General features: G+C 46.8%; 18 protein-coding genes, 1 tRNA gene, 1 other RNA gene and 1 pseudogene. 3 read left to right on the plus strand and 18 right to left on the minus strand.

What is annotated here, in order from left to right:
- Nucleotides 1-69: 69 nt before the first annotated feature.
- Nucleotides 70-168, plus strand: an RNA gene (gene ffs / locus LW808_000545) — signal recognition particle sRNA small type.
- Between the two features lie 190 nt (nucleotides 169-358).
- Nucleotides 359-3,772 (plus strand): hypothetical protein, encoded by a 3,414-nt coding sequence (locus LW808_000550; protein ID UPA28551.1) that lies wholly within the window; start codon nucleotides 359-361, stop codon nucleotides 3,770-3,772.
- An 88-nt stretch (nucleotides 3,773-3,860) separates the two neighbouring features.
- On the opposite strand, the gene LW808_000555 is transcribed toward LW808_000550, so the two are convergent.
- The 9 genes and pseudogenes from LW808_000555 to LW808_000595 form a co-directional block, all read right to left on the minus strand.
- A complete protein-coding gene (locus LW808_000555; protein ID UPA28552.1) occupies nucleotides 3,861-4,991 on the minus strand; it encodes a hypothetical protein in 1,131 nt (376 codons plus the stop codon).
- Between the two features lie 42 nt (nucleotides 4,992-5,033).
- A pseudogene (gene clpX / locus LW808_000560) lies at nucleotides 5,034-6,281 on the minus strand (ATP-dependent Clp protease ATP-binding subunit ClpX).
- The gene (secA, locus tag LW808_000565) at nucleotides 6,274-9,309 is read right to left on the minus strand and encodes a preprotein translocase subunit SecA (GenBank protein ID UPA28553.1); all 3,036 of its coding nucleotides are present in this window, start codon (nucleotides 9,307-9,309) and stop codon (nucleotides 6,274-6,276) included. The pseudogene clpX and the gene secA overlap by 8 nt, the downstream one beginning before the upstream one ends.
- Before the next feature lie 524 nt (nucleotides 9,310-9,833).
- Nucleotides 9,834-9,926: transfer RNA gene (locus LW808_000570), tRNA-Ser, on the minus strand.
- Between the two features lie 147 nt (nucleotides 9,927-10,073).
- Nucleotides 10,074-10,850 carry a hypothetical protein gene (locus LW808_000575; GenBank protein UPA28554.1) on the minus strand — a complete coding sequence of 259 codons (777 nt, stop codon included), beginning with the start codon at nucleotides 10,848-10,850 and terminating at the stop codon, nucleotides 10,074-10,076.
- Nucleotides 10,851-11,113: 263 nt separating this feature from the next.
- A complete protein-coding gene (gene alaS / locus LW808_000580) occupies nucleotides 11,114-13,759 on the minus strand; it encodes an alanine--tRNA ligase (GenBank protein UPA28555.1) in 2,646 nt (881 codons plus the stop codon).
- Nucleotides 13,756-14,916 carry a trans-2-enoyl-CoA reductase family protein gene (locus LW808_000585; GenBank protein ID UPA28556.1) on the minus strand — a complete coding sequence of 387 codons (1,161 nt, stop codon included), beginning with the start codon at nucleotides 14,914-14,916 and terminating at the stop codon, nucleotides 13,756-13,758. The genes alaS and LW808_000585 overlap by 4 nt, the downstream gene beginning before the upstream one ends.
- Nucleotides 14,917-14,920: 4 nt before the next feature.
- The gene (locus LW808_000590) at nucleotides 14,921-15,910 is read right to left on the minus strand and encodes a bifunctional ADP-heptose synthase (GenBank protein UPA28557.1); all 990 of its coding nucleotides are present in this window, start codon (nucleotides 15,908-15,910) and stop codon (nucleotides 14,921-14,923) included.
- On the minus strand, nucleotides 15,907-17,175 hold the full coding sequence (locus LW808_000595; protein UPA28558.1) for a 3-deoxy-D-manno-octulosonic acid transferase: 1,269 nt from the start codon (nucleotides 17,173-17,175) through the stop codon (nucleotides 15,907-15,909). Before LW808_000595 ends, LW808_000590 begins: the two co-directional genes overlap by 4 nt.
- 91 nt (nucleotides 17,176-17,266) lie before the next feature.
- Between LW808_000595 and efp the strand changes: the two genes are divergently transcribed.
- Nucleotides 17,267-17,824: an elongation factor P gene (gene efp / locus LW808_000600; GenBank protein ID UPA28559.1), complete on the plus strand. Its 558-nt coding sequence runs from the start codon at nucleotides 17,267-17,269 to the stop codon at nucleotides 17,822-17,824.
- On the opposite strand, the gene LW808_000605 is transcribed toward efp, so the two are convergent.
- Genes LW808_000605 through LW808_000645 form a run of 9 tightly spaced genes read right to left on the minus strand, consistent with a single transcriptional unit; the run spans nucleotide 17,821 to nucleotide 25,445 of the window.
- Nucleotides 17,821-18,522 carry a UDP-N-acetylglucosamine diphosphorylase gene (locus tag LW808_000605; GenBank protein ID UPA28560.1) on the minus strand — a complete coding sequence of 234 codons (702 nt, stop codon included), beginning with the start codon at nucleotides 18,520-18,522 and terminating at the stop codon, nucleotides 17,821-17,823. The genes efp and LW808_000605 overlap by 4 nt on opposite strands.
- Before the next feature lie 38 nt (nucleotides 18,523-18,560).
- Entirely contained in the window at nucleotides 18,561-19,406 is an 846-nt protein-coding gene (locus LW808_000610; GenBank protein ID UPA28561.1) for an FtsQ-type POTRA domain-containing protein, read from the minus strand.
- The gene (locus LW808_000615) at nucleotides 19,393-20,337 is read right to left on the minus strand and encodes a D-alanine--D-alanine ligase (protein ID UPA28562.1); all 945 of its coding nucleotides are present in this window, start codon (nucleotides 20,335-20,337) and stop codon (nucleotides 19,393-19,395) included. The genes LW808_000610 and LW808_000615 overlap by 14 nt, the downstream gene beginning before the upstream one ends.
- A gap of 42 nt (nucleotides 20,338-20,379) precedes the next feature.
- Nucleotides 20,380-22,089, minus strand: coding sequence for an Rne/Rng family ribonuclease (locus tag LW808_000620; protein ID UPA28563.1), 1,710 nt, complete (start codon nucleotides 22,087-22,089; stop codon nucleotides 20,380-20,382).
- Nucleotides 22,086-23,336 carry a rod shape-determining protein RodA gene (rodA, locus tag LW808_000625; GenBank protein UPA28564.1) on the minus strand — a complete coding sequence of 417 codons (1,251 nt, stop codon included), beginning with the start codon at nucleotides 23,334-23,336 and terminating at the stop codon, nucleotides 22,086-22,088. The genes LW808_000620 and rodA overlap by 4 nt, the downstream gene beginning before the upstream one ends.
- Nucleotides 23,337-23,340: 4 nt before the next feature.
- Entirely contained in the window at nucleotides 23,341-23,721 is a 381-nt protein-coding gene (locus LW808_000630; protein UPA28565.1) for a F0F1 ATP synthase subunit delta, read from the minus strand.
- Nucleotides 23,722-23,723: 2 nt separating this feature from the next.
- Nucleotides 23,724-24,239, minus strand: coding sequence for a F0F1 ATP synthase subunit B (atpF, locus tag LW808_000635; protein UPA28566.1), 516 nt, complete (start codon nucleotides 24,237-24,239; stop codon nucleotides 23,724-23,726).
- 18 nt (nucleotides 24,240-24,257) lie between these two features.
- Nucleotides 24,258-24,461 carry an ATP synthase F0 subunit C gene (locus tag LW808_000640; protein UPA28567.1) on the minus strand — a complete coding sequence of 68 codons (204 nt, stop codon included), beginning with the start codon at nucleotides 24,459-24,461 and terminating at the stop codon, nucleotides 24,258-24,260.
- Nucleotides 24,462-24,473: 12 nt separating this feature from the next.
- Entirely contained in the window at nucleotides 24,474-25,445 is a 972-nt protein-coding gene (locus LW808_000645; GenBank protein UPA28568.1) for a F0F1 ATP synthase subunit A, read from the minus strand.
- Nucleotides 25,446-25,567: the final 122 nt, after the last annotated feature.

The raw sequence follows: 25,567 nt of genomic DNA on the forward strand, positions 1-25,567 counted from the left end.
AATTCAGCGCTTCAATTAATTTTTAACTCCGAGATTGACAGCGTAGATGAAGTTAGAAGAGTGGCCTCGGACTGGGTACTATGCAATTGCGAGCCGGCTAACTCCGCCAGGTCTGGAAGGAAGCAACGGTCGTCAGGCCTCCGATGTGCCGTAGTTTGCCTAGTCTTTTCCTGAGGGACTTTTGTTTGTTGTTGCTCCTCTTCTCAAAACTTCATCCCTATTTACTCGTTGCCCTAAAGTAAACGCTTGAGAATTTGATCATCACTTTTCATGCATCGTTAGTTGCTATTCGTTTGCTATTTTTTGAAATATTTTTACTCTATTCCCCCAAAGGATTGGGTGGAATATGAGTACTAGTATGAGCACCAACGTCGGAAACGTTGTTAATAGAAATAATCAGCTAGCCGCAAGTGCCAAGGATGTCAAGAAATTTGAAAATTATGAAACAAGGGGAGCTCTGACATTCAATTCTGAAGTACTCAAAATTCTAGATATCGGGAGCAAGAAAATTGGAGTCGCCCAAGATCTAAACAACACCGTTCGAGACAAGATGGGGAAAGACTCTGAAGTTTCACATAACGTTGACGCCGCAACCGCCAAGAGCATAGTGAGGTGCATCGCTGGCTTCTGTGGAGAAGCTTACATAACAGGGCTTGATATTAGATCGGCAGGCAAAACAAAAGCAAACACAGATACGAATATAACTGGTCTGTACAGACCTCAAAATGCAGATGGATACATTAACTGGACCACGAAGGAAGACGGCAAAATTGATCGAGAGAAGTCTCCTTGCCAGTATTGTGCAATCAGTACGAATGCTGAGGCAATCAGAGAGCCTGTCACTGACCAGGATCAAGAAAAACATCGTTGCTTCCTGAATATCGTCATGAAAGAGATGGGAACAAGTAAAATTTTACAAAAGTTTTCCGGATATCTAGACAAACCCAACAGTGACGAATACGCAGCTTATAAAAACGAAGTTGCAAGGATTTTCTTTACATCTGCGAGTTCAATCGACAAAGCAATCCATGAGGAGGGGGAAGTCCATGAGGAGGGGGAAGTCCATGAGGAGGGGGAAGTCCATGAGGAGGGGGAAGTCCATGAGGAGGAGGAAGTCCATGAGGAGGGGGAAGTCCATGAGGAGGGGGAAGTCCATGAGGAGGAGGAAGTCCATGAGGAGGAGGAAGTCCATGAGGAGGAGGAAGTCCATGAGGAGGAGGAAGTCCATGAGGAGGAGGAAGTCCATGAGGAGGAGGAAGTCCATGAGGAGGAGGAAGTCCATGAGGAGGAGGAAGTCCATGAGGAGGAGGAAGTCCATGAGGATATCCCTCCGCCTGATGACCCACCTGGCCCCCCTCCGCCTGATGACACCAAGGTCGATAACGATGTAAAAACAACCACGATCGCCAAGTTTGATGGCCCTGTTGTGAATTTGCGCGAAGAAGGTTTAGTCGGTAAAGCTGACGAACGTCTGGGCGCCCTCGCCGGCAATCCTGAGTTTCAGAAGGCGATTGGAGGTTCGATTGAAGCATTTGCGCAAAAGAATGTCGCCGGATATGCATATTTAATGCCACACGTTAAAAGGCGCATCAACCGGGCCATTGCGGCAACGATTATGAGTATTCAGAGATCCTCCAATCCGCCAGGAGTCAATTTGGATGAACTCAACCCCCAGACGCTAAAAACGACGCTTTTAGTATCGGCCTCACGCGCAAAAACGATGGGTAAACTGGGCTCCGTTCAAATTTCTAATAACCCGCCTAAAGAAGGCCAAGAGGGTTGCACTGGATTTATCCGCAACATTTACGCCGACTTCATCAAAGCGTTTCCCACTGAAAATAAGGAGGCCGCTACCGGCGCCGGTAAACTACTCGAGGAGTGTATGAATAAAGCGGGCTTTAATGCTGAAGAAGCAAATGCTCTTCATGAAAAACTCAATAAATCAGGGCAGGAGGTATTAAAATACACTGAAGGCGGCGATATGATGGATATCCTCAAAAGTATGAGGGATACCCTCCGAGAAGATCACGATCCAAAACTCAAAAAATTGGAACGCAAATTAGCTGATGAAATCGATAAAAGTTTCCAACTAAAACGAGATGATAATCTGCCTATGCTGATTTCCAAATTGCCATTTTTTAGCAAACGGCCGAAAGTCGACAAAGCATTCAAAAAACTCGAAATAGCGCTCAATGGGCATTATTCTCTCAGGGCAGTTGATAAGCTATTTCAAAATGTCGACCGTGCTGTTGAACAGGCAGCAAAACAAAATAACGAGAGTATCAAAGCATCTGGTGAACGATTAGAAGCGCTGGTCAAGGAACACACCTTGCCATTGTATGAATTTATAGCGCATGTTAATGAACAATTACCTCATACCTCACAAGATAAGAACATTCAAGAATTAAGGGCAAAAATCCTCAAACCGATCATTAAGCACATTGAAAATGACATCAAAACTTCGCAGCAGCATATGTGCGCATTTAAAGATGGCATCGATTGCAAAAAAATCTACGAAAACCCAGCTGTTCAAAAATTTTGTGCCGACCATGGAGCGGAATTTCAAAAGGAATACAACCTATCGACCCCAGATATCAATGTTTTTGATATTCAAATTCTTTCGACAAGTGCCTCTGAAAAACAGCAACTGACACGTATTGAAAATGCCGACTACAACGGCATGCCACTTTACGCAAATTTCGGCTTCAACCCAATGCAAATTGTCATCGTTTCCGATGAGGCAAGTAAGCAGAGCTTTGATGCAATTGTCGGGGATTATTCCAAAAAGGATCTTCCTTCAGAAGAAAATTCTGGACCTCAACAACATATGGGTGATTTTCTTTCAAAAGTAAAAGATCGTGTCACAGAATATACCCCTTTTCGCGAAAACGTTCATAAGACAAATGCCAATAACGGATTACCGCTCTCTTACAATCTTCCAGAAACGGCTCGATATTTTGCATTAGCTAACAAAGGCCCCGTATTGGTTGAAAGCGGGCCCCAGCAGTTCGCGTTTGCGATCAGAAACATCATGCATCGGGCGAAGCCCAGCGAAGGTGAAGGGAAGCTATCGCTTAGAGATACGCTCAATAAATTAGATCCCGAATTAAAAGATACAGCCATCAGCATTTTAAAAGAAGATGTCGCCCATAATCCACACCCTGAATTAACCGAAAAGGCCCTCGAATTTGCCTATCTAAGCGATAGAAAACAGCTTCAAGAACATTGCAAAGGACTCGAAAAAGACGAAGCTAACAAATTACTTGAAACTGTTGCCTATCTCGAAAGTGGCAAAGATCAAGTTTCAGAGAAGGAAATTAGAAATGGAGCTCAAATACTCGAACTTTCTATGCAAAAAAACAATCCTCATCCTGAATTAACGAAAAAGGCTTTTGAGCTCGCCTATCTGAGCAATAGGAAACAACTTAAAAAGCATTGCCTATCAGCGTCACCCGAGGAGACAAACAAATTACTTGAAACCATTGCTTACATCGAAAGTGGCAAGGGAAATGTTTCGAAAGAGGAAATCGGAAATAGAATTCAAATACTCGAACTTTCTATACAAAAAGACAATCTTTATCCTGAGCTGACAGAAAAGGCTCTCGAAGTTCTTTATGATCCCACTGCTACCAAAAGCAAAGAAAAATACAAGGGTAAAAACGTATACCTAGGAAACGTATTTGAGCAATATAAGAAAGAGCATACCGATGACCAAGGAGCAGTAGACGATTTGATGAAAACTATAATATACCTTTCAAAAGATAAGAATTAGGGATAAGACAACTGATAATTAACCCAGGAATATCGGAACTAATGCATCTCTTCTGTTGGTTCGCTTTGGTACTCTCCTCAGATTTATATTAATCTCCCAATCGATAAGACAGCTCTTTCGCACGAATTCGCGCAAGTGGAGCTAATGGGCTGTCGGATTGGCTAAGAGTTTTAAGCTGTGCTTCGGCTTCTTGAATTTGTCCGCGCAATATTAGCACACCTCCGTCGAGATAGTGTTCGAGGTCCGAGTCGCATAGCGCATCTCGAGCTAAATTGTATTGCTCCCAATTTTTGGTTTCTAAAAACGCGAGACAACGCCAGAGCAAAAGACGGGGCCGATCGCGCTCGGACATTTCCGTCTCTTCGAATCCAGAATACAGTTCAGAACGGTTACATCGATACCCAATGCGCATCTTTAGCAGCTGCAGATTCGAAAGATGAGGATCTTGGATTCCAGAACCTGCAATTTGCTTTGTATGCTCAACAACGGACAACGCAGCCTCAAATGCCCCTAACCGATATTGCATCTGCGCACAGAGATCGTAAAACGCCCAATCCGTTGTATACTGGCGAATCCAAGGTAAAAGATAAGCATAGGAACGTTGAAAATCCCCAAGGTGATTCCAATACACCGCGAGATTCCAGTCGTGTCGCTGCTGTAGCCGTTCTGAATGAAATTTTAGCGCTTCTGCTCGCTCGAGCTTACCTGCATGGATCAGTGCACAGCCGTAGCGGAAACGCACCTCATCGCTAGGATTTTGCGAATCACAGGCCTCATAAATCGAGGCAGCAATGTGGTAATCCCGGTTTTGGTAGTAAGCATCGGCCGCCAAAATCTGATAACGCAATTGATCTTTTTTCTCTGCGATCTGGCCCGCTTCGAGGTAATAATGCGCGGCCTGGCGTAATTTTTTTTGTTTGAAGGCGATATTCCCCAACAGCTCATAAACCGTTAATATGGGTGCGTCTTTTTTGGAAGTTCTTATTCCATGGAACATTTGCGATAGATCATTCCGCCCCGGAATTGGCTCCATAACCGTTAGCAACATTTTCCCCGTTTTTTCCGCTTCTTGGAGTTCCCCGTGGGCAATGAAGCTTTGGATCGCCATCAAAGGAGGATCCCAATCAAAATCAGAACTAGCGTTGCCTATCCCGGACAGAAAAAAATAGAACCCAAAACTCCAAATTTTATACTGCCGATGAAAATGCATCAAATCCATTTAGGACTGTGATTCTGTCGCGCTGCGAACATCCTCGATGCCGATCGTAACCTGTTTGACGTCGTGTTGATCCGGAAGCCGATACATCCAATCCATCATGATATTTTCCATGATGGAACGCAACGCACGGGCCCCGGTCTTGCGTTTCAGCGCGATTTTGGCAATCTCGCGGATTGCGTCCTCAGAAATTGCCAGATCGACGCCCTCCCATGAGAGCAATTTCTTATATTGCCTGACGAGCGCATTCTTTGTGTTACGCAACACGTGGACGAGATCTTCCTCAGAAAGTTCATCTAAAACCGAAATCACCGGGAGACGTCCGATAAACTCGGGAATAAGGCCGAAATGAACAAGATCCTCCGGTTGTACCTGGTGTAGTATTTTAGTGTCAGATTCCTGCACTGCGGTCCCGTTAAAACCCAAAACCTTTTTCCCCGTACGGTCACGTACAATCTTATCAAGGTCCGCAAAAGCGCCGCCACAAATAAATAAAATATTACTCGTATCAACTTTAATGTATTCCTCTTCAGGATGTTTGCGACCTCCCTTTGGTGGAACATTACAAACCGTCCCCTCGAGGATCTTCAAAAGCGCTTGTTGTACACCTTCGCCGGAAACGTCGCGGGAAATCGATACGTTTTCAGTTTTGCGGCCGATTTTGTCGATCTCATCGACGTAAATGATGCCGCACTCCGTCCGTCGCACGTCATAATCCGCATTTTGGAGTAAACGCAGAATGATGTTTTCGACATCTTCACCGACATACCCTGCCTCCGTTAATGTCGTCGCGTCCGCAATTGCGAATGGGACATCGAGCGCCCGGGCAAGCGTTTTCGCCAAAAGCGTTTTACCACTTCCCGTGGGACCAATCAGCAAAATATTGCTCTTTTCGATTTCGACCTCATCGGCATTGAAATCGATTGGACGCGTTTCGTCTTCAATCACGCCACTTGCAACGAGTCGTTTATAGTGGTTGTAGACCGCAACAGAAAGAACTTTTTTTGCATGCTCTTGACCAATAACATAATCGTCGAGTGTCTTCTTCAATACCGAGGGCGTGATACATTTGAATTGTATCGCTTCATTATCCTCCTTAACCGCGATCCTTCCGTCGGATTTTTTTTCTTCGGAGAGATTTTTTTTATGAAAACCCTCAATTTCGCGTCCAAGTGCCGCGGTACAGACCTCGACGCAGCGATCACAGATAAAAACACCATTTGGCCCGGCAATGAGTTTACGGACCAGCGCCTGATGTTTCCCGCAAAATGAACAACGGTCGCCTTTACTCATCCCCTTGATCAAATGACAAATCTAAGATCTTGTCATCCTTTTTCTCAGGGGATGGCTGTTTTTTCAACGTTTCTTCGTCCGAGTCAGGAGTTATTTTTTCTTGATCGCCCAGATCTGCACCCGATGCGTCATCATCCGACAGTGTAAACTCCTCGTCGAAGTCGCTTAACGAAAATTCCTCGCTTTCGTCTTCATTACCGTCTTCTTCGTGATCAGAGGCAAATAAGGCATCACTTGGTTGATCACGCCCCAGCAAGCTGCTATCATGAAAGAGTTGCTCGATCATCATCCCCAGAGCATTGTCACTGGAAGCAATACGGAACATCCGCTTACAAATATCGCTACGGATTTGGGCAACCAAGGCTTCGAAAAAGTCATACGCCTCGTGCTTATACTCATTGAGCGGGTCTTTTTGGCCATAACCGCGGAGGCCGACGCTGCGCCGAAGTTCTTCCATTTCGGTAAGATGACGCTGCCAGTTCCGATCGATTGCGTTTAACAAAACATAGCGCTCCATTTCTCGGATGAGATCTTCGCCTTCAACTTCGAGTTTCACGGCATAGGCCGCTTTGATCTTTTCAAAAACAAACTCGGCCGCTGCTTCGAGGTTGTCATACGCTTCGAGGTCTTCTTTTTTCAGCGCAATCGGGAAATACATGTTAAGCTTTCCGAGTGCAATTTCCGCATCGTTGGTGTCCTCAAAGCGTCCCTTCTTATCCTGATCAAAACAAGGCGCGAGCAGTGACTGAACTTCTTCCTCGACGAAAGAAAATAGTATTTCGCGGACGTTTTCGGACTGAAGAACCTGGTTGCGTGTACCGTAAATTACTTCACGCTGTTTGTTCAGAACATCATCATACTGCAGCAACCGACGACGGATGGAATAGTTGAACTGTTCGACCTTCTTTTGCGCGCCTTCGAGCGAGCGATTGAGAAGCGGGTGCTCAAGGACATCGCCTTCTTTAAAGTTACGTTCTAACAGAGCGGCAATCGGTCGGGGGCCTGCAAAACGGCGCATGAGGTTATCCTCGAGAGAAACGAAGAAGCGCGAAATTCCGGGGTCACCCTGGCGCGCACAACGTCCCTGGAGCTGACGATCTACACGTCGCGATTCGTGACGTTCCGTTCCGATAACGTAGAGTCCGCCGAGGGCATCAACACCACCACCGAGCTTAATATCCGTTCCACGCCCAGCCATGTTAGTCGAAATCGTTACGGCACCGCGTTGGCCTGCTTGAGCGACAATCTCCGCTTCCTTTTCGTGGAACTTCGCATTTAGGACGGTATGGGGGATTTTTTCATACGTTAGTTTATGGCTCAATAACTCGGATGCTTCGACCGAGGCCGTACCGACGAGAATCGGTTGTCCGGTTTGATGGATTTCTTTGATGAGGTTGACGACTGCGGCATACTTTTCGCGTCGGGATTTATAAATCTGGTCATTGAGGTCAATACGCCGGCAAGGCCGATTTGTCGGAATCGCCATAACATTGAGTTTGTAGGTATCGTAGAACTCTTGGGCTTCGGTTTCGGCGGTTCCGGTCATGCCGGCGAGCTTTTCGTACATCCGAAAGTAATTCTGAATCGTAATCGTTGCGTAGGTCTTGGACTCTTTTTCGATCTCTACCCCCTCCTTCGCTTCGACCGCTTGGTGAAGGCCTTCGCTCCAACGGCGTCCGGGCATCGCGCGCCCCGTATTTTCATCGACAATCACAACCTTCCCGTCCTGAATCACGTACTCTTCATCGCGATTGTATAAAATATAGGCCCGGAGGAGTTGATTCAGGCAATGGATTTTTTCACTTTGCTGAATAAACAACATTTCCGCTTGTTGCTTCCGTTGGAGCTTTTCTTCGAGCGATAACTGGTGATTCCCATCGATCTCGGAGTAAATCGCCGGAAGATCAGGAAGGACAAAGGCATTGAGATCTTCGGGATAGAGCGCGAGACGGCCGATTTCGGAAACATCGATCTGCTGGCCCTTTTCATCGATCGTAAAATAAAGCTCTTCTTTGAGTTCAGTCCGTAGTTCACGATTGATATCGGCGCCGATTTCGAGGTCAAACTTATCGAGTTGTCGGGCGTAGGAACCGTTTTCGAGGAGACGGAGGAGTTGACGATTTTTCGGCATCCCCTGTTTTACTTTCCAGAGCTTTTTGATGCCATCGCGGTTTTGAGGATCATTTCCGAGAAGTGCACGGGCTTCATCAATCAGCTTGTTACACATCTCTTTCTGTAAGCTGACGATTTTTTCGACTAAGGGCTTAATCTCGTTAAACGGAGCCATCCCCTCTTCGGTACTGGGACCGGAAATAATCAAGGGCGTACGGGCTTCATCAATGAGGATTGAATCAATCTCATCGACAATACAGTAGTAGTGTCCGTTTTGGACCTGTTCTTCAACAGAAGTGGCTAGACCGTTATCTCTTAAATAATCGAAACCAAATTCGGAGGACGTTCCATATGTGATATCGCAAGCGTACTGTTCTTTACGCTCTTCGGAATCCATGCCTGTTTGAATGCAGCCAACCGAGAGTCCTAAGAGGTTGTACAAATACCCCATCCATTCGGAGTCACGGCGCGCAAGATAGTCGTTCACAGTCGCCAGCTGGCAATTCCGCCCCGTTAGCGCATTGAGATAGAGGGGCAAGGTCGCGACGAGCGTTTTTCCCTCACCGGTCGCCATTTCCGCGATCCGGTTTTCATGGAGTGCGATACCGCCGATGAGCTGAACATCGTAGTGGACCATATCCCAGGAAATTTCATGTCCACAGACTTCGATTGTTTTACCGCAGAGCCGTTTAGCACCTTCTTTAACGAGGGCGAAGGCTTCTGGCAAAAGACGGTCGAGGGTCTCGCCTCCTTGGTAACGCTGTTTAAATTCCTCCGTTTTTTCGCAAAGTTGATCGTCGGAGAGCCGGGCGTACTCCGCTTCATGGCTATGAATAGCCTTAATCTTGGGTTGGCATTTCTTCAAAAACTTTTTGTAATGACGCCCCGAAAACAACTTTAAAAATTTTCCGATCATACGGTCCTCTCCACCTAAAGTACGCGACTGTCTATGTAAAGGAATTATCCCTTCTTGCCAACGAAATAATACCCGCCTTTTGCATCACGAATGCACTTTTTGCTGGAATTTTTCTCTAACTTTTTAAAGTCTGGAGGCAAGCTAGGGTGGAGGTGCCTTTGGGCTTAATTTTCATTCCTTACTTTTTTAATGAAAAGTGCAGGGCGTGCGGTGTGGCTGTCATGCTACCGTGTGTGGAAGGCAAAAATATCGCCACTTGCAGATACTGTCGAGGACAGAGGCAATGAAAAATGCCGAACACGCCGTCCCTAGCCCCCAAAACGCTGCTACTTTAGAAAAATCGTCGATTAGAGATTTTAAGAAACGAGACATGGATCGCACACGGATCTCTTGCACAACGACTCCTCCACGACGCTCCAATCTTAGACACATGCAAATCGGGACCCCACACAATTACGAAAAACTCGAACTTCACAAAAAATCCAAAAACAGAAATGCCAATACTTGTTGAAATGGCTCTAAAATGGCGGAGAGAGAGGGATTCGAACCCTCGAGCCCCGTTTTGCAGGGCTACCTTCTTAGCAGGAAGGGGCTTTCGACCACTCAGCCATCTCTCCTCGGAGCTACCGCTAGCAAATCTCCGCTTGCGGTCAAGCCTTTCCTCGATTTAAGTGCGGAGTCTCATGAGAGGATCTAAACGTATTCCCGCCGATTTTTTAGAATTTCTTTTGTATCGGATTCTTTTATCAAAATCAAAAATTTTCTTATTCGGACCCAGCTTTCATTGCTCCTAGTTGTTTGTCTATCTCGGCTGCAATTTCTATATGACATTTTGCCAAAGTATCAATTGAATTGAAATCCCCGTAACTCCATTGCTTAGTCTTATCTAAATTAGTCTGACAGTCCTGCAGTTTACTTGTGATTTTTTGCTCTATTTCGTCCCAGTTTTTCCCAGGGAAATCCGTCTTTAATTGCTCAACTTGCTGATGGAGCTGTCCAAGTTGCTTTTGGCAGATTGCCAAATTTGCTTTACATGCCAACCTATCATCCATGCTCAACCTTATGTTTTTTTCTTCCGAGCCTACTGTCCCTGGCTGTTTTCCTAAAGCAAAAACGTTTACAAGCTCTTCGTCCTCTTCACTGTCATTTTCTGAAAACTGATCGCTAGAGATAACGTTAAAAAGGGGATTTTCATACTCCTCCCCATCATAATGTTCTCTATTAAAATCATCCTCCAATATTTTTCGATTTTTTTCTTCATTTGACTTCCAATCGATATATTTAGACTGAGAAAATTCATATTTGGAAGAATCAAAATTATCCTTTGGAACAAAAGCGGCTTTGCGTTGTTCCAACTCCGCCCGAGTCATCACCCCGAGAACATCTTTTCCGTTGATCAGGTTGATAGCATTTCCTAACTGCTTAAGCGTCGTCCAAAAACCCACTTTTTTGTTTGGTGCCGCCTGTTCGAAGGCTAACAATTTCGCAACTTGCCATGCACTTACACTTTTACCATCAACATTAAATCTCTCATAACCCATGGTCAGAACATAACATCCAAATGTAATTTGTAAAAAAAAAGCGCTTTACGTAAAAATTCTTTCAATTTACAATAACCCAGATAGTCACCCCGCTATCGTCAAATGTTTTGTCGGAAAGGGCATTGCCATCTTCTCCGGAGTCCACTTTGAATGTGACCTCGGAGCGCTTCGTCATTACACGGATGCGCCCCAAAAAACGGACACCATCATCCGTGAAATTCAGTCAACAGATGGTCAACAAGCAAATGCCGTTCAATGGATACTCAAAGCGCTGGGATTGTAATATCCTCGGTCAAAAGGCGCTTTTCAAAACTCGCCGTTCCGAAGTGATCACTGCCACCACCCTTCCCGGTTAAACGCTGTGTCCAGCTATCAATCAACGCCGATGCCTTATAGCCTTGTGCAATCGCCTTGGGTGAACAATGGACCATCGCTAGAGAACCCTGCGCGAGATTACCGATAAAGATCGCCACATCGCTGCGCGGAACCGTCGTATGGATCAGCGATTTCAAATCCTTAGCGCTCACAACCTCAAAACATCCCGTTATCCAAGTTAAATCTTTTCGCTGTTGTGCGTTTTGAAAGACCTCCTCTAGTGTTTTTTGGTTTTGTACCTGTAGAACGGAAGCTAGACGACGTTCCTGCGATTTGCGCTCATCCTGGATTTGCTGGAGCTTTTGAGGAATTTCCCCATCACTCACCGAAAGCTTTTGCCCAACCAATGCAAGTGTCTTGAGTTTGTGGTTCAGATAAGTAATGGCTGAATGGCCTACAACGGCCTCAATCCGTCGAATACCAGCTGCGATCGCCGATTCCTTTACGATCTTAAAAATCCCAAGCTCGCCTGTCGCTGCCGCGTGACAACCTCCACATAACTCAACCGATTGATCGCCGATACTCAGAACACGCACCCTTTCCCCGTACTTCTCGCGGAAGTGAGCAATACAATTTTTGGGGATCGCATCAAACGGCTTTTCCTCACTCGTCACCGGTATGTTGTCTAAAATCCGCTGATTTACAAACGCCTCAACTGCCGTCAGTTCCTCCGGCTTCAACGCTACAAAGTAATTAAAATCAAATCGAAGCCCGTGATCCCCCACAAATGATCCACTTTGCTTGACGTGATCGCCTAAAATATGCCTGAGCGCTGCATGTAAAAGATGCGTCGCCGTGTGGTGGCGCTGAATCTCTCGACGCCGTACAACATCGATATTTAAAGTGACTTCATCACCGACCAATAGCCCTTCTGCGTCCACAACCTTATGTAAGATATTGCCCTGAGCATCCCGCAAAGCATCAATCACCGGTATCGTTTTGCCATTACATACTATTGTGCCGGTATCGCCAATTTCGCCCCCCATCTCGCCGTAAAACGGTGTGCAATCCGTCATCACCAAAACACCCTCTTCCTGACGAATGATTTGCTGAATTTTTGCCGCAACACCCTCCATTTGCGTATATCCTACAAACTTCGTAGTCGTTTCTGAACTTGTTTCCGAGACGGCAATTTTAGACTTTTTTTGCGCATTCCGTGCACGTTCGCGCTGCGCTTCCAACGCCTCTTGAAAACCGACTTCATCGACGGCAAAACCACGCTCTTGTGCAATAAGCTGCGTTAAATCAAGCGGGAAACCATAGGTATCGTATAGCAAAAACGCATCGCTACCACGGATCATTTTCGAATGAGTCTGTCCTAAACGTTCTTCCAGAAGTGCCATCCCACGGTGAAGTGTTTTCTCAAACATCGTCTCTTCCGTTGTGATCGTTTTGAGGACAATCTCACGGCAAATAGAAAGTTCCGAAAAAACCGGCGACATCTTTTCGATTACACATTCCGCCAGTTGCGCAAAGCTTCCAACCGGCAAGTTGATCTTTTTGGCGAAAATAACCGCACGGCGTAGAATCCGTCGCAAAACGTAGTGCCGCCCTTCGTTCCCGGGTAGAATACCATCGGCAATCGAAAACGTCAGCGCCCGGATATGATCCGCAATCACTCGATAAGCGAAATCGATTTTCTCCTGTTCCGACATCTTTTGACGGTCTTTAGCTACCATTCCATGATAGGTCGTTCCCGATAGCTGAGCAATTTTCTGAAAAATGTAATCAAATAGATCGCTGTCGTAGTTCGACGGTTTTTGAGAGAAATCCGTAAAATTCTTGGTCGTCTTAAAGATGCCGGCAACCCGCTCGAGGCCCATACCGGTATCAACGTTTTGCGCTGCAAGATCCGAAAATTCCCCGTTACCAAGCGCGTTGAATTGCATGAACACGAGATTCCATATTTCGATACAGAGTGGGGAATCGCGATTGACAAGTGTCCCACGTGTATCGCCCTCCGGCGTGAGATCCATGTGGATTTCCGAACAAGGACCACAGGGCCCCATATCGCCCATCATCCAAAAATTTTCCTTTTTCCCAAAGGAAAGAATGTGGATATCGGGATCGAGACCCTCTTGACGACAAATCGCTTCCCATTCGTCATACGCTTCTTGATCGAAGCTTGCTGGCTCTCCAGGACCTGGCCGATAAACCGTTATGTAGAGTCGCTCTTTCGGAAATCCCCAACGGTGCGTCAATAACTCCCATGCCCAGTGAATGGCGTCTTTTTTAAAATAATCCCCAAATGACCAATTCCCAAGCATCTCAAAAAACGTGTGATGGTAGGTATCAAAGCCAACATCTTCGAGATCGTTATGCTTACCGCCGGCTCGGATGCATTTCTGCGTATCCGCTGCACGCTTATAGGGTCGAACGCGCTCGCCTAAAAAGATCGGAACGAACTGGTTCATCCCCGCATTGGTGAACAACAAATTGGGTGACTCCGGGAGGAGCGATGAGGACGGTACAACTTGGTGGCCTTTGGAAGCGAAAAAATCTAAAAAGCTTTTTCGAATTTCGGCTGAATTCATCCTAATGTTACCTCCTGCTCGTAATCGACGCCATCTAGGCCAAAACCAAAAAGCCGAAGAAATTCTTTGGTATAATCCCCATAGTTTGTTAGCTCTTTGAGATTTTCCGTCGTAATCTGGGGCCAAATTGATTCGACTTCTGCTTGTACATCTGGCTGTAATTCGCGGTCATCCATACGAACACGTCCGAGCTCGTCTCGTTGTTGCTTGAATTGCGAGGCAAACAAACGATACATCTGCTCGATACAGCCCTCATGGAGATTTTTTTGCTTCATGACCTTGAACAATACAGAAAGATACAACGGCACTACCGGGATCGCAGAACTCGCCTGCGTCACAACCGCTTTATTAACGGAAATTGCTGCACGACCACCAATCGCTTCGAGCTTTTTGTTTAAAACACCTGCTGTTCGCGTAAGATCCTCTTTGGCCTTCCCAATCGTGCCCTGTGCATAAATCGGCCATGTTACCTTCGGCCCAAGATAGGAATAAGCATAGGTTTGCACACCTTTTGCGAGAACACCGGCAGAAAGCATCTGATCGATCCAGCGCTCCCAATCCTCTCCGCCCATCACCTTACAGGTCGCCGCAATTTCTTCATCGTTCGCGGGCGAAAGCACGATTTCATGGACTTCGCCGGTATCTGTATTGACCGTTTTACTCCGAAATTCTTCACCAACGGGCTTGAGAACCGATTTGTACACTGCTCCTGTTTCGGGATCGGTACGCCGCGGCGACGCCAAGCTATAAATGACTAGGTCGACCTGCCCCAGTTTTTGCTGAATACGTTGAATGGTCTCTTGTTTGATCGCATTCGAAAAAGCATCGCCATTGATACTTTCCGAAATGCGTCCAGCTTGGTGAGCAAATTCATCGAAAGCACGCGCATTATAAAAGCCCGCGGAAGCCGGCTTTCCGTCGATCTCGGGACGCTCGAAATACACACCAATCGTATCCGCTTGGTAGCCAAATGCGGCTACAATCCGACTGGCAAGTCCATAACCTGTGGAAGAACCTATGACCAATACTCGCTTCGGCGCTCCGGCAATCACACCTTGTTGCTGGACATAGGCAATTTGCTCGGCGACGTTTTGCCGACACCCCTCAGGATGAGCCGTGATACAAATAAAACCGCGAATCTTGGGCTTAATGATCATGCGCTCACGGTGTAACCAAATCCGCGCACGATTCAAATTTATTTTCGTTATGCAGCTCCTGGGCAGTTACCGTTGCCGTCCCCATTTTGCCGACTACAATTCCCGCAGCGATATTTGCAAAATACGCGGCCGTTTCTATGGACTCGCCCGCAGCATATGCGGCCGTTAAGACAGCAATGGAAGTATCGCCCGCTCCGGAAACATCAAATACCTCACGCGCACGACTGGGAACTTTTTGCATCATACCGTTAGATTGTGCTACAAGCATCCCCTCTCTTCCGAGCGTGACCACAAGATTTTTGGGGTGGAAGTTCTGAAACAAAGCCTCACAAAGTGCGCCATGAGGTATGTCTTGGAGCGATAATAACGCCAGTGCTTCGCTATAATTCGGCTTCAAGATATCAACATCGTGATAAATAACGTGATTTTTGGGTTTCGGGTCCACTGCAACAATTTTTCCACTGTCGTGAGCCTGAGCAACGAGCTCATCAAACAGCGACTGAGTCACCACGCCTTTCGCGTAGTCAGACATAATCACTGCGTCATAACGCTTCCAATCGATTGTGATCGGTAGTTTCGGCGCATATCGCATCGGAGGATCTTCGACATCGAGACGGCAAAGCTGTTGATTGCGGACAACGACACGTGTTTTTAAAATCGTTCGCGCTTCCGTCATGGTAGGCACACGCAACAGCGGAATTTCATATTGTTCTAAAAGCCATTGTGCGTGTTGGCCATAACGATCGTTGCCTAAAACTCCCAAAAGATCAACCGAAACACCCAGTGAATGTAGATTCAGAGCAACATTGGCAGCCGCACCCAGTGTTGCGGTCTCGCGACCAACTTCGACAACTGGGACAGGTGCTTCGGGTGAAATCCGTTGTGCATCACCAAAAATATAGCGATCGAGCATAATATCGCCCACTACGAGGATGCGTAGCCGTGCCATCGCTTTGAGTATGCGCTCTAAAGAATTTTCTGGAATTTGGATCATTTGTGGGTTTTTATAAGGTTGATAATGTATTGCGCCGTTTTTTCTGAAGCACCTAGGTTTTGATTGGCCCAGATTTTCAGATTGTTGGCGAGACTTTTACACGCTTCATCATCTTGTGCTAGTTCTACAAGTACGCGAATAGCTTCTGCGTGAGAAGAGACACGGATGGCGCCATGTACGGCTTCGATTTGTCGGCAAAGTTCGCGGAAATTTTCCATATGGTTGCCGTAAACTAGTGCAACCCCCGCATGGGCCGCATCCAGTGGACTCTGCCCACCGAGATTTGGTTCCAAACTTTTACCGACAAAGGCAAGATCGGCAACTTGTGTTAGCCGTGCGAGCTCGCCGGTCGTATCCGCTAAGCAGACATCGATGCCTTGAACATCACCCTTAAAAACCCCGAATGAACGCTGGTGATAGGAGCAATTGGCCTGTACAATCTCCTTTAAAACATCTTCTCGCCGTTCTGCATGTCGAGGAACTAACAGGAGTCGATAATTTTGAGCTTTTAGATGCTTAAAAACTTCTAAGAGCATCGCTTCCTCGCCTGGCCATGTCGAACAGCCCAGTAAGATACGCGTATTTTTGGGAAACCCAAGTTCTTGCTTTAAAGCTTCTTTTTCAGCAGGTTCCATCGGCGATACCGCTCGGTCAAATTTCAAATTGCCGAACATGGCGATATTTTTCTCAAAGAACATCGCGATACGCTGCCGATTTTCTTCCGATGAGGCTACAATCGAAAAAACTTGATGAAAAAGTTTTTTAGCAATCCAGGGAACTTTTTGATAATGCTGAAACGAGCGGTCTGAGAGTCGCGCATTCACTAAAATCGCGGGCACTTTATGCTGTCGCGCTTGATATAGATGTTCGGGCCACAATTCACTTTCCACTAAAATAATCGCATCCGGTTGAACACGTCGCCAGGCTAGTACACTAAAAAGCCAAAAGTCCCAGGGGAAATATCCATGCCACAAAAGGTAGGGCTCTAGTTGTTCTCGAATGATTTTCCGTGCCGTCGTCGTTGTGGTCGTTAGGACGATCTCAAAATCACGGTGTAATCGCTCCACGAGCGGTTTGATCGCATTCACTTCCCCAACACTTACCGCCTGAATCCATAGCCGAGGCCTTTTTTTGATCACATGCGGTAGGAAACCGAAACGATGACCTATGTCTTGCCAGTAACCACCGCGCCGCCACATCTTGGGGAGGTTTTTTAGTAACAAAAGCGCTAAAGCCGGTAAAATGAATAGACGGTACAAAATCATCACCCATATCAGACCATGCGCATCTCCCCGCAAGCGCAACCTTATTCGCAATTCGTCTTGCCTTTCGAAGCACGACTGCTAGCGTTCGCGTATGGCGTCGCCAACCGATATTCGTAAAGGGAAAGTCATTATGTATCAGGGTGTACCGCACCTCGTCCTCGAGATGATGCACCGCATGCAGGGGCGCCAGGCCGGCTTTGTACAGACAACGTTACGGAATCTCGCCACCGGAGCATCGACTACGGTCAAATTTCGCAGTACGGAAAATGTCGAATTTTGCCACGTCGCGACTGAGACCTACGAATATTCTTACGAGGATCCACAAGGAGTGCATTTTATGAGTCCGGAAACTTTTGAAGATACGGTTTTACCGGCATCTTTAATTGAGGACCAGAAGAAGTATCTTGTTCCAGCACACGAGTACGACCTATTATTTGTGGATGGGAAAGCGATGGAGGTTCGCCTACCGTCTTCGGTGGATATGAAAGTCGTTGATGCACCCGAAGGGGTCCGTGGAGATACTGCTTCGAACGTCCAGAAACCCGCGACGACCGAGAGTGGACTAACGCTTCAGGTTCCGCTTTTTATTAAGGAAGGCGACATCATCCGGGTGAGTACCGATACGGGGAAATATCTCGGGCGCGCTTAATTTTTCATGACGAATTCCTGCCGGGTATAAACGGTTTGATTTTCTGCTAAAATACCTCCGAAAACGGTTCCGACGGAAACGATGGCGTTTTTGCCCAAAAGTGTTCCCGGAAGAAGGACGGCATTGCAGCCGACTTGAGCATGATCGCCTAAAATGGCCCCGAACTTTCTCAATCCGGTGTGTGTATTTGGCTTTATTACTACCTCTTGTTGATCAAAGCGCAGGTTCGATAAAATGGTCCCTGCCGAGAGATGGGCATAATTCCCCAAAATTGAATCGCCAACATAGTTAAAATGCGCCACCTGGACGTAATCCATTAGAAGTGCATTTTTCACCTCACAGCTATTGCCAATAAGGCAGTGCTCGCCGATGATCACATTTTTACGAATCAATGCCCCACCCCGAATCTCTGTATAGTCTCCGATATAAACATTATCTTCAATCGTACACACCTGCGGTAATTGAACGTTTTTACCAATATAGACATTTTTCCCAATTGAGCGGCCGTTTGTAATCCCACAGTACTTTTGCCAGAAGGATTTTTTTTCAAGAAAAGTCTTCCCTTTATGGGTCTCGCGATAGGCAATAAGCGCAGTTTCGATGTTTTTAATCCAGTCCCACGGCGCTGTATTTTTTGGGAAAAAGTGTACAAAAGCCGATAAGCTCTTGGGTAACGAAAAAAATGTTTCCGCTTCCATAAAAAGGGCATCGTTTCAACTCCAGTGGAAAGTGCAAGTTATTTGCGAAAGCGTACAACGGCATCCTTTTCATAGGTCAGATCGATCCGGTGGACTGGTAATCGCGTGCGGACATCGGGGGTATTAAGGATAAAACTCAGGCGCTGGAGTTGCTCGTCAAAATCGGTGTCTTTAAAAATCACAAGTGCCGCATCTTGACAGCGAACCTTGATCCGTGACCACGGTACAGAATGCTTTTTGAGGTTTTCGATCATGACCACTTCCATTTGCGCGTAAATCGGCCAATATTTGGTCTTCGCGAGTAAAAGTAGCTCACAGACTTTTTTTAAATGAGGAACTTTTTTATAAGCTTTCCCTTCTTTCATCAAAATCGTTCCCGCTAAAAATGGCATCATTCGACGTTCCCAGGGCGATAAGCAAACGCCCGTAAAAACGGTCCCCTCCGCATCGATCAGCATCTCCTTCTTTTTCGCTCCCTCTTGGACAAGTAGCCGTAAGATGGGTTTGCGTTCGGCAATCGTAACCTGAATTTTATCCGGAAATACCCGAGAAACGGTGACGAACTTAACTTGTGGGCACTGCGTCATCTTCCTCTGAATCGACTCAATGTCCAGGTCCATGATGTCTGTCCCTTTTTTAAACGAAAGATAGGGTCGCGCCCAAGTTGCGGTTAAATAACCATCGGTTTGAAAAATGACCTGATGGACGGGCTGCGCTAGAAGCGCCTTTTGAAGGTTTGGGAGATTTCGCTGGAGCCAAAAGACACCATAGATTCCAGAAAAAACCGATAAAAGAACCGCAATGGCGAGAACTATCTTCTTAACGGGCCATCGCCGATTTTGTTTCGGCGCCGTCTTCCATCGTGTTGGATCAATACGTGCCAACGGAGGATTCCTCTTTTGTCGGAGAAACATAGAGACACTCTGCATCACGAATGATAGCGGCCTCGACCATCTGCTGACAAAGGTCCGCGTAGGTCATCCCTCGTGCGGCAGCTGCCTTCGGTAACAAACTCGTCGCCGTCATACCGGGAATGGTATTGATTTCGAGGAAATAAAATCCATGGGCGTCGAGCAAAAAATCTACCCGCGCGAAGTCGCGACATCCACAGCGATGGAACATAATTTCCGCAACCCGCTGCATTTGAGCAGTCATCGCATCATCAATTGGCGCCGGAACAAGATACTCCGTCATCCCTGAGATATACTTATGTCGATAATCATAGAACCCATCTTTCGGACAAATCTTAATCAATGGTAGAGCCTTACCGCCGAGTAATCCTGCTGTAATTTCAGCACCCTCGATACAACGCTCCGCAAACCAGATACCCGTTTGAAAATTTTGGACGCTAAAGTCCTCTGGATGACGAATCTTGGTCACACCTACGCTACTTCCCTTATTATCGGGCTTCATCACGAACGGTTTTTGCTGGAAAAACTTAAAAAGCTCTTCGAAACTCTGCCCTTGATAAGGGATATATTCTGGTGTGGGAATATCGAGCTGTTGTGCAATTTGCTTTGTCGCGATCTTGTCCATACAGAGACGACTCGCGGCAGCATCACTCCCGGCATACGACAAATGGCGCGCCTCAAGAAGGTCCTGAAGACCGCCGTCCTCCATAAACTCTCCGTGTCCTAAGGGCAATACCACATACTTTTCTGGCGTCAGCAATTCTGGCAATCGATCCTCATCGAGCTCAAATAGCTCCGTCGGGAAACAATCTTTGAGGGCCTCATAGGCACTCCGACCACTGCACAGGGACACCGCACGTTCCGAAGAACTCCCTCCCCCGCACAAAATTGCAACTTTTTTCATGTTTTACCCTATTTACGAAGACTGTTACAATTTGGCAATGTTTTACTTTAGTTCTACATTCGATTCAAAATCGGTAATGCGAAAGTTTTCGACATGAAATGCCGCATCGGCACGGAAAAAAAGCTTCGCGTCGTACTCTTTTTCGATCGATAAGAGACGGTCTTCAAATGAACTGCGAAGATATTCTAAAACGCTCGGATGGAGATACACGCGGACCTTCTGGACACTGGCACCGTACTTTTTAAAAATATTCACGAGCCGTCGGTAAATCTCGATGCTCACTGTACGCGCGGATTTAACAAAACTTCGGCCACCGCAATAAGGACACGTTGCCCGCATATCGCGAACTGTACTCTGGGCGTGACGTTGGCGCGAAATCTGCATAAGACCAAAAGCCGAAATGGGTAAAATTTGAGTTCGTGCGGCATCATTTTTTAAAAGCTCGAACATCAATTCGTAGAGCTTGCGCCGGTCTTTGAGATTCTTCATGTCGATAAAGTCGACAATAATCAATCCCCCGAGATTGCGCAGTTTGATCTGGCGTTCGATTTCCTTGGCTGCCTCGACGTTGACTTGGTAGATAAAGTTACGGTTGTTATCGCCATCGCTCAACTTATTGCGGTGACTTCCAGTATTAACATCGATCGCCGTCAGCGCTTCGACCTCATCGATCACAATTTCCCCACCAGAAGGGAGCGCGACGTGCCGCATGAAAGTCTGTTCGATTTGTCGATCAACATTAAAGCGCTCATATACCGGAATCGCCTCTTGGTAGCGATGGATTTTCGACTTCGAACGTTTCGAGATTTTCCCTACTAATTCTACCATCCGGTCGTACGTTTCCGGATCGTCGACAATCACGCGATCAATTTCCTCGGTCAGAAAATCTCGAACCGAAAGTTCAATGAGATCAGGCTCCTGGTAGAGCTGAACGATCTGCCCTTTACGTTGCTCTTTTTTCTCAAGGATCACTTCCCACTTTTGCAGTAAAATGTGGAGGTCACGAACAAAATAACGGATCTTTTTCCCCTCTCCCGCGGTCCGAATAATCACACCCATCCCCTCAGGAATCGTCAACTTTTCGAGGATCTTTTTAAGCCGTTGGCGCTCTTTCTTATCTTCAATCTTTTTGGAAATCCCACACTCACCAGCATACGGCATTAAGACGATAAACCGACCTGCGAGCGCAATATTGGTCGTTACTCGCGGCCCCTTCGTTCCGATCTGATCCTTAATAATTTGGACCATGATTTCAGCGCCGATAGGATAAAGCTCCGGAATTTTTTCGATGCTGAGCTGGCGCGCGCGCGAAGAACGGTTATGGCGGACAACCTCAATACCAGAATCTGCTGCCGGGAGTGCGTCCCAATAGTGCAAAAAGGCGTTCTTTTCTCGCCCGATATCGACAAATGCTGCCTTGAGTCCCGGTTCTAGATTTTGGATTTTCCCATTAAAAATTGCCCCGACCATGTTGGCCTTATCATCACATTCGACGGAAAATTCCTTTAAGATCCCGTCCTCTAATAATGCAACCCGGCGCTCCAATGGATTGGAGTTAACAACAACTTCCCGAAAAACCTTTGGGCCTACCGTGAGCTTTTTAAGGATACGTTGCAAAAGTGGCTGCTCTTTCTCGCGTGCTTTTGAGGACTTTCGTAACTCGTTTTTATCCGGAATGAGCGCGGGTTCTTCTTCCGGCACCTGTTTTAACTCGTCGAGCAACTCTTGCTCGTTTTGTAAATTATTCTTCATGAATACTTGCTTCTAAATCGGTATATGCTCTGGACGATTCCTTGCAAGACACAACAAACCATCATAAACGATCCGCCGTAACTAAAAAAGGGCAACGGGATCCCCGTAATGGGCATAATCCCGAGCGTCATCCCGATATTCACGCCAATATGTACCAGGAGCATCACGCTAATACCAATCGCCAGCAGCGATCCAAAGCGATCACGCGACATGCTGGCAATTCGAAGACCATTTCCCAATAAAATCAAATACAATAGCAACACCAAAATACCGCCGAGAAATCCATGCTCTTCGGCAAATACCGAAAATACAAAATCATTTGTCGCCACTGACTGCGGGAGATACCCAAGACGCGCCTGTGTCCCCTTTTGATGCCCCTTCCCACGAAGTCCCCCCGTCCCTACAGCAATGAGCGACTGACGTAGGTTCCAACTGACACCAATCCCTTTGGGGTCGACAATATCGGGAGCAACAAAGGAAATAATGCGGTTGCGCTGATAATCTTTAAGCGGGAGAAAGGAAATTTTTTCGAACTGCCCCATCGCGTTTTGGGGACTGAGGTGATTTTCGTCGAGATACAGGTGGTAGGCGTACGCATCCCAGGCAACAAATCCGATTAAAGTGAGCAGGAGGAAAAAGATTGTTGTGAAAAATTTTCCTGGAACTCCCGACACGAAAAGTAACGCGAAGGCGATTGGAAAAAATGGCAGAGAAGATCCGAGATCTGGTTGCAACATAATTAACCCCACTGGAATGAGAAAAATCAGGCAAAAATACGCGATCGACGATAATGATTCCTTGAGGTCCCCAATCTTTGTCCGCGCTAAAATTCCTGCGCCCATAATAAGGGTTCCAAGTTTCGCAATTTCCGAAGGTTGAATAACAACACCACATACATTCAGCCAACGCGTCGCCCCAAATTTACGCATCCCTAAGGGAGAGAAGACGAGCAATAGTGCCAAAATCCCGAAACCATAAATCCAATGGGCATGTCGCAATAATAGACGATAGTCGGTAAAGGAAATCACAAAGTACGTCAACATTCCAATAGCCGCCCAAACAATTTGCATCTTCCATTGTGTTCCGGAACGGTAACTCTGTGCCGATAGAATTGTCGTGACCCCGATCGCGATCAAAAAAAGCATACAACACGGCGATACGCTATCAAAACCAATGCCATGCTCTCCACGACAAAACGCGCGCCACCATAGGGTTGCACGCCACTTAAGCTCTTCAAGAATCGACATTCCGTCAAGACCGCATAGCGATCAAATCACTGCGGACTGAGCGTTCCCAAATGTGATCTCCGAGGGTTACGCGTACACCAGCGATGAGCTCCGGATTTTCCTGAACGATCAGTTCCAACGGTCGTCGGTAAGTCGTTTCCAGTGAGCGATGAATAGCCTCGGTGTTGCAATCCCCTGCACATTCGATTCGGACCGTTCGTTGGCGATAAGCTTCTCCTAAAAAATATGCGTACTTCCGCAGTAGTGATCCACGGTCACGCTCAGAAAACTCTAAAATTAACCCCGCTAAAGCCCGTATTTTAGAAACGTCAAGCGCCCCTTGGGCATCAAACGACGACGACGCGAGTCGCTTTGCTAAAGCCGATATCCTTCGTTTCGAGCGCATCTTCAAAACTCGACCTCGGCCATTGTACGGTAACGCCGACGTTCTTCATCCGTCATAGATTTGACCAATATCTTGGCAACAACATCTGTAACGAGCACTTTGACTTCATCTTTGAGATCATCGACAACTTTTGCCTTCTCGGCCTGAATTGTTTGCTTTGCCGACTCGATCATCTCATGCGCGAGATGTTCCGCCTCTGTCCGCTGACGTACACTGTGTTTCTCAGCCTCAATTTTCGCATTTTCAACAATCCGACACGCCTCCGCTTTTGCCTCACTTAGGCGCTCTTCCACAGCACTATCGGCTTGCGCGAGTTTTTGCTTCATCTCATCCGCGTACTGCAACCCGTGCTCGATTTTTGACCGACGCTCGTCCATCGTCTTCAATACGGGCTTAAACGCGAAATAGTAGAGAATTCCGACGACGCACAAAAAATTGAGCGATTGGATGAGAAGTAGCTGCCAATGAACTCCAAAAGCCTTCGCGACTTCGGTTAGTACGTTGGCAATAACTGGCATTAAACCGTACACGACCGATTATTTCGCAAAGAAAAGTGCGTAGAACGCGACCGCCTCCGCTAACGCCATACCAACGATCGACTGCACCAAAATCTTTCCCGATGCACCCGGATTCCGCGCAACGCCGTCCACGGCCTTGGTCCCGATGCTCGCAACGCTAAACGCCGCTGCAAAACATCCCAGCGCCCCGACTAAACCCGTATTTGTAATTTCCAATATCATAAAATTCCTTTCTCACGCCACCTGCGCGGCGCCCTCCTCTTCGTGCTTGCAGATAAGGCCGATGTATACGGCAACCAGCAACGTAAAGACAAACGCCTGCACCACACCGACAAGGCATTCTAAAAAGTAAAACGGCAGAGGCAAGAAATATCCCAAGACATGCGCAAGACCATTGATTGCTTGAGCACCCCAAGTCGAAACAGACGCCAACATTTGATAAAAATCCGTTCCCTGAAGCCCTCCAGAAGTCAGGAACTCACTCATTGCATACATGTTGTGCAAAAGATTTTCGCCTCCAAAAATGTTGCCAAATAAACGAAACGATAGCGAAACGATGCGAAAGAGAATCGATAGCGATTCGACAAGTCCAACACCGAAAAAGATGACAAACAAAAACTGATAGACGAACAAACTCACCTCACGTTTATCGGCCTTGTTGCCGAAATTGTGCTCGTAAAGGCCTCGAAATCCAACACATTTAATGCAATAGTACAGCCAGGCTACATTGGCAATGAGCGCAAGTGCAAGTGTCGCGTTGAGATCGGCATTCATCGGGCGAAAAATCTCCCATGACTGATCATGAACATTGAGCCAAATCGAGCCAACTCCTGGAAGCAGTCCACTTAAATTCTGAATGACAATAAAAACAAAGTATCCCAAAAGTAGCGGAAAAATTTGCCGATAGAGATCGCGTCCAACAATGGGCTCCAAAATGCCTTCCAAACCTTCGACAACACTCTCGATGCAGGCTTGCCCATTTTCCGGAATCATCCGAATACCTCCGCGCGTCATCAACCGGATGGCCATCGCAATTGCGAGCGAAATGAATACCCCCATCAGCAAAGAGTTCGTCAAGTAAGTCCCCAACCCCTCGGTAACCGCCGATTCCGCCCGAGGCGATAACCCTTCCGCTGACAAAACTGCTGGAGAAAATAAGACCCCCGCAATCGCAACGCGTAAAATCAACTGCCACCTTGCAATCATCAGAAACGGGTTTCAGTATAGCACCCACCCCACCAAAAGTCAAAACCAAAACCGACACTTTTTCTCGTCGGCATTCAGCTGTCACCGCCGCTGATTTTTGTTTACTTTTCGTTTTTTTTTGA

This window comes from Verrucomicrobiota bacterium (assembly GCA_021294815.2).
In the GTDB taxonomy this organism is placed as follows: domain Bacteria; phylum Verrucomicrobiota; class Verrucomicrobiia; order Opitutales; family LL51; genus LL51.

What these genes read in the sequence shown, in the direction of transcription:
- LW808_000550 (UPA28551.1), top strand. Translation starts at nt 359, where the DNA reads ATGAGCACCAACGTCGGAAACGTTGTTAATAGAAATAATCAGCTAGCC.
- LW808_000555 (UPA28552.1), bottom strand. Translation starts at nt 4,991, where the DNA reads ATGGATTTGATGCATTTTCATCGGCAGTATAAAATTTGGAGTTTTGGG.
- secA (UPA28553.1), bottom strand. Translation starts at nt 9,309, where the DNA reads ATGATCGGAAAATTTTTAAAGTTGTTTTCGGGGCGTCATTACAAAAAG.
- LW808_000575 (UPA28554.1), bottom strand. Translation starts at nt 10,850, where the DNA reads ATGGGTTATGAGAGATTTAATGTTGATGGTAAAAGTGTAAGTGCATGG.
- alaS (UPA28555.1), bottom strand. Translation starts at nt 13,759, where the DNA reads ATGAATTCAGCCGAAATTCGAAAAAGCTTTTTAGATTTTTTCGCTTCC.
- LW808_000585 (UPA28556.1), bottom strand. Translation starts at nt 14,916, where the DNA reads ATGATCATTAAGCCCAAGATTCGCGGTTTTATTTGTATCACGGCTCAT.
- LW808_000590 (UPA28557.1), bottom strand. Translation starts at nt 15,910, where the DNA reads ATGATCCAAATTCCAGAAAATTCTTTAGAGCGCATACTCAAAGCGATG.
- LW808_000595 (UPA28558.1), bottom strand. Translation starts at nt 17,175, where the DNA reads ATGATTTTGTACCGTCTATTCATTTTACCGGCTTTAGCGCTTTTGTTA.
- efp (UPA28559.1), top strand. Translation starts at nt 17,267, where the DNA reads ATGGCGTCGCCAACCGATATTCGTAAAGGGAAAGTCATTATGTATCAG.
- LW808_000605 (UPA28560.1), bottom strand. Translation starts at nt 18,522, where the DNA reads ATGGAAGCGGAAACATTTTTTTCGTTACCCAAGAGCTTATCGGCTTTT.
- LW808_000615 (UPA28562.1), bottom strand. Translation starts at nt 20,337, where the DNA reads ATGAAAAAAGTTGCAATTTTGTGCGGGGGAGGGAGTTCTTCGGAACGT.
- LW808_000620 (UPA28563.1), bottom strand. Translation starts at nt 22,089, where the DNA reads ATGAAGAATAATTTACAAAACGAGCAAGAGTTGCTCGACGAGTTAAAA.
- rodA (UPA28564.1), bottom strand. Translation starts at nt 23,336, where the DNA reads ATGTCGATTCTTGAAGAGCTTAAGTGGCGTGCAACCCTATGGTGGCGC.
- LW808_000630 (UPA28565.1), bottom strand. Translation starts at nt 23,721, where the DNA reads ATGCGCTCGAAACGAAGGATATCGGCTTTAGCAAAGCGACTCGCGTCG.
- atpF (UPA28566.1), bottom strand. Translation starts at nt 24,239, where the DNA reads ATGCCAGTTATTGCCAACGTACTAACCGAAGTCGCGAAGGCTTTTGGA.
- LW808_000640 (UPA28567.1), bottom strand. Translation starts at nt 24,461, where the DNA reads ATGATATTGGAAATTACAAATACGGGTTTAGTCGGGGCGCTGGGATGT.
- LW808_000645 (UPA28568.1), bottom strand. Translation starts at nt 25,445, where the DNA reads ATGATTGCAAGGTGGCAGTTGATTTTACGCGTTGCGATTGCGGGGGTC.